8 protein-coding genes are annotated in these 7,715 nt (G+C 56.7%); 1 reads left to right on the top strand and 7 read right to left on the bottom strand.

Features of this window, described 5'->3' with window-relative positions:
- The first annotated feature begins 52 nt into the window (after positions 1-52).
- Positions 53-355 carry a TetR-like C-terminal domain-containing protein gene (locus PHI30_RS06865; protein WP_367186350.1) on the top strand — a complete coding sequence of 101 codons (303 nt, stop codon included), beginning with the start codon at positions 53-55 and terminating at the stop codon, positions 353-355.
- 145 nt (positions 356-500) lie between these two features.
- Here PHI30_RS06865 and PHI30_RS06860 read toward each other — a convergent pair whose 3' ends face one another.
- The 7 genes from PHI30_RS06860 to PHI30_RS06830 form a co-directional block, all read right to left on the bottom strand.
- The gene (locus PHI30_RS06860) at positions 501-1,124 is read right to left on the bottom strand and encodes a GNAT family N-acetyltransferase (protein WP_367186349.1); all 624 of its coding nucleotides are present in this window, start codon (positions 1,122-1,124) and stop codon (positions 501-503) included.
- Positions 1,125-1,321: 197 nt separating this feature from the next.
- Entirely contained in the window at positions 1,322-1,492 is a 171-nt protein-coding gene (locus PHI30_RS06855; RefSeq protein WP_300025727.1) for a FeoB-associated Cys-rich membrane protein, read from the bottom strand.
- 60 nt (positions 1,493-1,552) lie between these two features.
- Positions 1,553-3,703 (bottom strand): ferrous iron transport protein B, encoded by a 2,151-nt coding sequence (gene feoB, locus PHI30_RS06850; RefSeq protein ID WP_300025724.1) that lies wholly within the window; start codon positions 3,701-3,703, stop codon positions 1,553-1,555.
- Between the two features lie 85 nt (positions 3,704-3,788).
- Positions 3,789-4,010: a ferrous iron transport protein A gene (locus PHI30_RS06845; RefSeq protein WP_300025721.1), complete on the bottom strand. Its 222-nt coding sequence runs from the start codon at positions 4,008-4,010 to the stop codon at positions 3,789-3,791.
- Between the two features lie 36 nt (positions 4,011-4,046).
- A complete protein-coding gene (locus tag PHI30_RS06840; protein ID WP_300025718.1) occupies positions 4,047-4,259 on the bottom strand; it encodes a FeoA family protein in 213 nt (70 codons plus the stop codon).
- A 384-nt stretch (positions 4,260-4,643) separates the two neighbouring features.
- On the bottom strand, positions 4,644-5,687 hold the full coding sequence (locus PHI30_RS06835; RefSeq protein ID WP_300025717.1) for an AbrB family transcriptional regulator: 1,044 nt from the start codon (positions 5,685-5,687) through the stop codon (positions 4,644-4,646).
- Positions 5,688-5,715: 28 nt separating this feature from the next.
- Positions 5,716-7,653, bottom strand: a complete 1,938-nt coding sequence (locus tag PHI30_RS06830) for a sigma 54-interacting transcriptional regulator (protein ID WP_300025715.1) — start codon at positions 7,651-7,653, stop codon at positions 5,716-5,718.
- Positions 7,654-7,715 lie beyond the last annotated feature (62 nt).

Here is a 7,715-nt window from a genome sequence, read left to right as displayed (position 1 = left end):
TACTGGGTTGTTTGGTCACTATCCAGTATAAGGAGTCTGAAAGGTTTTGGTAATGGCTTTTTCTTTTGAGCTGAGATTGGCTGTTTCTGCTGGGCCCTTAGCGGCTGTTTCTACTGGGCCCGAACAGTTCTATAAAACCTATTTTAAGCTGGGCTACAACCGCGAATACAAGGTTTTGCTTTACGACACGAAGCAGGCGCAGGCGCATTTTCAAAACAGATTCATTGCGTATCACTGCGAATTTTTCCGTGCCGGCATTACGAAAATGATTGAGATGTGGCTGGAGGGCGGCTGCAAGGAAAGCCCCGAAGAAATGGACGAAATTATACGAAGCGAGTATCGGGGGCGAGGGTAACAGCAGCAAGGCGTAGTTCTGTATCCGCATGGAACAGGCAATGGAAAACCGGAATCACGCAGCAAAGCGTTTGAACGCCGTATAACTGCCCAAAAAAGTGCGGTGCAGTCACTGACTGCACCGCACTTGCTGGAGATCGTTTGATTTAGAAGAGCTGCCCCGGCAGCTTCAGCTTTTCTTTGGGCGGAAACTGCGCGTCGAAGGCGTCTGCTTCCTTTTCGTCCACAAAGTATCCCTCCGGGTCCTTGTAGGTGCCGGAGACGCCGCGGAGAAATCCGGGCTCCAGCTCACAGATCAGAAAATAGGGCACTTCGGCGTCTCGCGGTTCGGCAAAGTAGTGGATGCCGCGATTCGAGGCCACCACAAAACCGGATTTGCCATAGAAGTCGAGGTTGCCGGTGATGGCAAGGGCGCCCGCGCCTAAAATTTTGGCTTCGTTCATGGAGTGGCGCAGCAGAAGCGTTCCATAGCCCTGGCGCTTGCATTCCGGTGCAATGCTGATGGGGCCGAAGGTCATGATGGGAATGGTCCGTCCGTCGTCGGCATGAATTTCGGAACGGACATACATCACATGCCCGATCATTTTGCCGCGGCGTTCCATCACAAAATCCAACTCCGGAACAAAGTCCGGCCTTTGACGAAAGGTGTGCAGGACATAATGCTCCAGACACCCGGGGCGGTAAACATTCCAAAAGGCCTCGCGTGTCAGATTTTCGGCATTGCGGTAATCGCTTGTGGTTTCCAAACGGATGGTAAAATCGTTTTGCATCATTTTTTCCTCCTAAAATTGATGGATTCAATTTGGGAGGTTCGTGAGACTGTTTCAGCAAACCTCCCGGTCAGCCGACAATCTCCAAGGCGTTGTTTTTCAAACAGCAGTCTCCTAAAATGGTATAGTTGACAAGGCTTTGCGCCTCATCATAATTTTATGATAACACGGCAAACCATGGAATGCAAGCGTTTCGATTACCGGCCGCAGCGGTCGCAATGACCGCTCATTTCGCAATGGCCGCAGCCGCAGGCCGTCTTGCCCTTTCGCCTGTTTTGAATGAGATGAAAAACAATCAGGCCGGAAAGAAGAAGCAAAATTGCACAGACGAAAATCGTTGCGAGATTTGCACAGATCCAATGCAGCATAAAAAAGACCTCCTATTAAAATGAAGTAGAAAGAATGATTGTGTATTGGTAAAAACCCGGTTACATGGCGGGGCAGTCTGCCGCCTGCGGGCGCCCTGCGTAGGGATTGGGCCGGAACAACAGCCACGCCAGCGCCGCCAGCACCGCGAAAGCCGCCACGGTAGCGCCGCTGAAGGCCACCTGTCCAACCGCCAGACCGCCGAGCTGATAAACCATCAGCGCAACGCAATAGGCCAGCAGATTTTGAAAGGCGATGGCGCCCCAGAAGTACTTTCTCGACCCCATTTCCCGGGACATCGTGGAGATCGCGGCAAGGCAGGGGGAGTCAAACAGGTTGAAGCACAGGAAGGACACGGCGGCGATGCTGGTGGGGAAGAAGGCGGCAAACTGCTGGTGCATGGAGAGCGTATACGCCTCAATTTCGCCAAGGCCGCTGAGAACGCCCATGGTGGAGACGATGCCCTCCTTCGCCACAAAGCCGCTGAGAGACGCTGCCACGGCTTGCCATGTCCCAAAGCCGAGGGGCTTGAAGATCCACGCGATGGCCCCTCCGATGGCGGCCAGAAAAGAAGATTCCGTATCCACCAGACCAAACACGCCATGCTGTATGCCGAAGTTGCCCAAAAACCACATTACGGCGCAGCAGAGGAAAAGAATGGTGCCCGCTTTCTTCAAAAATGCCCACACACGCTCCCAAACATGGAGCAGGATTCCCTTGAGGGAGGGGAAATGATACTGGGGCAGCTCCATGACAAAGGGGGCGGGGTCGCCGGAAAAGCTCCTCGTTTTCTTGAGAATGATGCAGGCGATCATCACAATGCCAATGCCCGCGAAATACATGGCAGGCGCCATCCACCACGCGCCGCCCATTAAAAAGCCGGAAATCAGCGCAATGACAGGAAGCTTTGCGCCGCAGGGGATGAAGGTAGTGGTCATCATGGTCATCCGCCGGTCCTTTTCGTTTTCAATGGTGCGGCAGGACATAATACCCGGCACGCCGCAGCCCGAGCCGATCATGAAGGAGATAAAGCTCTTCCCGGACAGCCCGAAGCGGCGGAAAATCCGATCCATGATGAAGGCCACCCGGGACATATACCCGCAATCCTCCAAAAAGGACAGGAACAGGAACACAATGGCCATCTGCGGAGCAAACCCGATGGGAGCGGCCAAGCCGCCTAAAATGCCATCCACCACAAGGGAGACCACCCATTTGGCAGCTCCGATGGTTTCTAAAAGGCCCTGCATCCCCGGCTGAATCCATGTGCCAAAGAGCGTGTCATTGGTCCAGTCGGTGACGACGGTACCCAGCGTTGTGACGGAAATAAAATAGACAATGAACATCACCGCGGCAAAAATCGGCAGGGACAGATAGCGGTTGGTGACGACACGGTCAATTTTGTCGGAGACCGTCAGCATTCCGGCCCGCCTTTTTTGGTAGCTGCCCTTTAAAATGGAGGCGATGTACACATACCGCTCATTGGTGACAATGCTCTCGGCGTCATCGTCCAGCTCCTGTTCGGCGGCTTTGATGTCCTGTTCGATGTGAGCGAGCACATCGGATGGGATATTCAGCTGGGAGAGCACCGCCTTGTCCCGCTCAAAAATCTTGATGGCATACCAGCGCTGGCGTTCGGCGGGCATCGCGTGCACAGCGGCTTCTTCAATGTGGGCAAGGGCGTGTTCCACCGCGCCGGAGAAGGCGTGCATGGGGATGGTCTTGCCGGCCTTTGCTGCGTCAATTGCGGCTTCGGACGCCTCCACGATACCGATTCCTTTCAATGCGGAAATTTCCAGCACGGGGCAGCCAAGCTCCCGGGAAAGCTCCGCCACGTGGAGCTGATCGCCGTTTTTAGAAACGATATCCATCATGTTGATGGCCACCACCACCGGAATGCCAAGCTCGGTCAGCTGCGTGGTCAGGTATAGATTGCGCTCCAGATTTGTGCCGTCGATGATGTTTAGGATGGCCTCCGGACGCTCGCCGATCAAATAGTTGCGGGCAACCACCTCCTCCAGCGTGTAGGAGGACAGGGAGTAGATGCCGGGCAGGTCCGTGATGGTGACGTCACTGTGCCCTTTCAGCCTGCCTTCCTTTTTCTCCACGGTGACGCCGGGCCAGTTGCCGACAGATTGGTTGGAGCCGGTCAGCGCGTTGAACAGCGTTGTCTTGCCGCTGTTGGGGTTGCCGGCGAGGGCAATTCTCAAATCCATGCTGCAAATTCCTCTCTCTTTTAATTAGCTTAGACTAACTTACGCTTTAAAAAAATTGACCGCTAGCGGCCCTGTTTTCAAAAATTTATTCGATCTCAATTCGGTCCGCATCCGCCTTGCGGATGGAAAGCTCGTAGCCTCGTACCGTCACTTCGATGGGGTCGCCCAGAGGGGCAACCTTACGCACGCGCACCGCCACGCCCCGGGTCAGCCCCATGTCCATGATGCGGCGCTTCACAGCGCCCTCGCCGTGGAGCTTCACCACCACGGCATCTTCTCCGATTTTCACCTGCTTCAATGTTTTCACACCGGAATCCTCCTCAAATCTCTGTCGTTATAATAATCAAACCATGATTTTTTGCGCCAATTCGTGACTGAGCGCCACCCGGGACTCCTTGACCCGCACGATCAGGCTGCCCCGCAGCGTATTGACGATGGTTACGCTGCCGCCGGTCACAAAGCCCAGATTTTCAAGGTGCCTTTGCACCTCCGGCTTCCCGCCGATTTTTTTGATGAGGTTGCGCTCACCCACGTTTGCCAGAGTTAACGGCATCATAGATCATCCTTCCTTGCCCTGTTCACTTAATTAGCTAAGACTAACTATGGACCCCAAAATAACAGTTAGCGATTGCTAACTTTTTATTATAATATGGGATTGCCGATAAAATGTCAAGGGGTATTTTTCAAAAATTTCGGTCTGCCGTAAAATTTGTAAGAATTGTGAAACGACTTGCAAGCACTTGCCGGAGACTGTGCAAACTGCCTGCTTGCTCACGGAGCGTCCAGTAGAAGGCCCCAGGGCGGGGGAACTTCCGCAAAAGGGCCGGATGCCCCGCCGCATTCGACCGCGGAGCTTGCGAAAAGACCACCCGCCAACGGCGGGTGGTCTTGGATGGAGCCTTGCAATGGCTGTCCGGAACGGACGGGGAGGGCGCTGGGATTATATTGCGCTTGCGAGCAGCAGGCAGAGCTGGGGGAAAATCGCGGTTGCGATCAGCATACGATAAATCTGCACCAAAATCAGCCGGGGACTGTTGACGCCGATATCCGCAGAAATAAGCGCCATGTCCGACGCGCCGGCCGGGGTCAGCATCAGCATCCCCTCCCGCAGCGGAATTTGGAAAAGACGCTTTAGCAGCTTCCCGAAGGTGATGGCATTGACCAGCAGCACGGAGAGCGTGATGAGCGCCGCCCAGAACACCTGCGTGAGGTTTCCGAAGTGGGTGGGGTCCAGCAGGCATCCGACATAGGCGCCGGAGAGCACCTGTGCCACCCGCCGCAGCCAGCTTGGAAAATTGACGCGGAAACCGCAGAATTTCAAGGCGAAGGAGCCCAGCAGGGAAAAGAGAATGATGCCTGCGGGAATCTTCAGCCAATTTCCCACCCAGCCGCACACTGCCGCCACCGCCAGTGCTACCAGCAGGTGGAGCGCACTGCGCCGGGGCGGCAGCGCGTCCGATTCGCTGCCATCCGCCTCCGTGTCAGCGCACGCTGGGAGTGGGGGCGTGAAGCGCTGCACCAGCAGCGGGAACACCACGAGACCTACGATCAGGCGGCAAAAATGGATCACCAATACTTTGGAGGCGTCCGCCCCCAGGTCCACGGCAATCAGCGTCACATCCGTGATTCCGCCGGGCACCGCGCAGATTAGGCAGGTCAAAAGGTCGGAATAACCTGTCGCGAAGAGTAAAAAACCAATTACCACATTGACGGTCAGCAATGATGCTGTGATGATGAGGACCGGCTTGTAAAAAACGCGCAGCTGCTGCAGGTCCGACCGGCTGGCGGAGCAGCCGATAAACGCTCCGGCAATGACCTGCGCAATGCTTTTGGTGGCGGGCGGCACATAGCCTACCCGGAACGCCGCCGTCAGCACGGCTGCCGCAACCACGGCGCCTATCATCATCCCGGCGGGGACTTTGGCTTTTTGAAAGCACCAGCCCACTGCCGCACTGACTGCCAGCGTAAAAACAGCAGTCGTCATATTTCCTCCCGGAGCGCAGCGCGCTCCGTTATTCCTGGGATTGGGTCGTGTCTCCGGATTGGGGGATGTTCCGGGCCTGCCCGGCCTCCTGCCGCTTGGTCATGCGCCAGAGGGTCGTGCGGCTGATTCCCAACTCCTGAGCCACATCTTTCTTCTTTTTGAATACCGGGATTCCGTAAAGCGGGGCGGAATCCGGCGCGGACAAGGGGACGCTCTCTCCGGCGTCGGCGCGGGAGACGGCGGAAAAGCAAAGATGCATCTCCGCCAGAGTGGACGCGTCGATGACGGCGGAGGTGTATAGAACAGCCAGACGCTCGCAGACGTTTCGCAGCTCCCGTACATTTCCGGGCCAGGCATAACTGCGCAGGATCTGCTGGGCGGCAGGGTTCAAAAGCGGGGGCATTTTGCCCTGCTCCGCCGCAAAGATGCGAAGCTGGTGCTCAATGAGGGGCAGGATGTCGTCCCGCCGCTCCCGCAGGGGAGAGATGCTGATCTCCAGTGCGTTGAGCCGGTATAAAAGATCACTGCGGAACCGCCCCTGAGCAATTTGAGATTGGATGTTTACGTTGGTGGCGGCAATCACCCGCACGTCCACGGGGATGACGGCTGTGCTGCCCACCCGGCGGATCTCCTTTTCCTGCAGTACCCGCAAAAGCTTTGCCTGCAGTGCAACGGGGATCTCCCCGATCTCGTCGAGAAAAATGGTGCCCCGGTGGGCCAATTCGAAAAGACCGGGCTTTCCCTCCCGGGATGCGCCGGAAAAGGCGCCCGGCTCATAGCCGAACAGCTCCGATTCCAGCAATGCCTCCGGCAGCGTGGCGCAGTTGATCGCCACGAAGGGCTGATTCATCCGGCGGCTGGCGGCGTGGATGCTGTGGGCAAAAAGCTCCTTGCCCGTGCCGGTCTCGCCGGTAATGAGCACATTGGAGTTGGCCTGACTAAACTGTTTGGCAATATCCACCAGCTTTTTCATCTCGTCGCTGGCGGCGATGATGTCCCGGAAGCAGTACTTCGCCGTCAGTCCTTTGCGCACCAGACTTTTGCGGAGCTGCCGCTCTTCCTGCATGATCTTTGCGGCGGCGCTGGTGGTGATCAGGGTACCGATGCCGGAGGCCTCGCCGGAAATCAGCTTATATTTCACGTAATATTTTTCGCCGTTTAAATTGAGGATGCTCTCCTCGCCGTCCCGGCAGGGGGGCGTTTCGTTGCCGATGAAGGTCAGCGCGGGGTTGATCTCCCGGACGGGGCGACCCTGCCACTGCTGTAAGAAGGCCAGCTGATAGAGCCGGTATGCCTGCCCGTTTGCCTCCAGAATCCGGCCAGTCTCATCCACGGCAAGCACGGCGTCCTCGCTGCTGTCAAGAATCATGCGGATGATGTTGCTTTTCGTCCGCTCGGTGTTGATGCTGCGGGCCGCTTTCAGCGCTTCCTCCAGCGCCCGCTCCATGGTCTCCATGCGGATATCGATGTACGTATAGGGAATGCTCCGGGCCCGGCAGATGTTGCCTACGGTTCCGCCGCTGACGACAACTTCCATGCCGTCCCGCTGGCAGGCGTCCACGGCGCTGTAAGCGCTGGGCTCATCCACCACCTCGTAGAGAGAAATTTTGGCGTGGGACAGCTCCTCCAGCGCGGGCAGAAGGGCGTAAAGCTCGTCCCGCTTGATGCAAAGGCCGATGGAGGAGGGATGGTAAGCGTCCCGGCAGTGGACCAGCGCCTCCAGAATATCGGTTCCGTCGAAATTGAGGTTGGTGATGTGCTTGTCCGGATACAGGGCGCACAGCTTGCGATAGGTGATGCCCCGGGCCACGATCACGTCATAGTTCGCCATCTGCCCCAAGGCATCCGGCGTACCGAAATAGTGGGTCACATCAATGTGCACCTCACTGTGCCGGAAATTTTGCAGCCGGGCTTCCACGGATTGAATCATCGTGGGATCGGGAACGATCAAAAGAACGTTGACCACAGGCAGTCTCCTTTCGCAGCTTTCATAAAATGGGGAGCGGGACCGCGTTGGCAGGCCCGCTC

The organism is Oscillibacter sp. (assembly GCF_028693505.1).
GTDB lineage: Bacteria > Bacillota > Clostridia > Oscillospirales > Oscillospiraceae > Oscillibacter.
Note: the sequence above shows the minus strand (reverse complement) of the source record. Positions and strands in the feature narration are given on the sequence as shown.

What these genes read in the sequence shown, in the direction of transcription:
- feoB (WP_300025724.1), bottom strand. Translation starts at nt 3,703, where the DNA reads ATGGATTTGAGAATTGCCCTCGCCGGCAACCCCAACAGCGGCAAGACA.
- PHI30_RS06865 (WP_367186350.1), top strand. Translation starts at nt 53, where the DNA reads ATGGCTTTTTCTTTTGAGCTGAGATTGGCTGTTTCTGCTGGGCCCTTA.
- PHI30_RS06840 (WP_300025718.1), bottom strand. Translation starts at nt 4,259, where the DNA reads ATGATGCCGTTAACTCTGGCAAACGTGGGTGAGCGCAACCTCATCAAA.
- PHI30_RS06860 (WP_367186349.1), bottom strand. Translation starts at nt 1,124, where the DNA reads ATGCAAAACGATTTTACCATCCGTTTGGAAACCACAAGCGATTACCGC.
- PHI30_RS06835 (WP_300025717.1), bottom strand. Translation starts at nt 5,687, where the DNA reads ATGACGACTGCTGTTTTTACGCTGGCAGTCAGTGCGGCAGTGGGCTGG.
- PHI30_RS06855 (WP_300025727.1), bottom strand. Translation starts at nt 1,492, where the DNA reads ATGCTGCATTGGATCTGTGCAAATCTCGCAACGATTTTCGTCTGTGCA.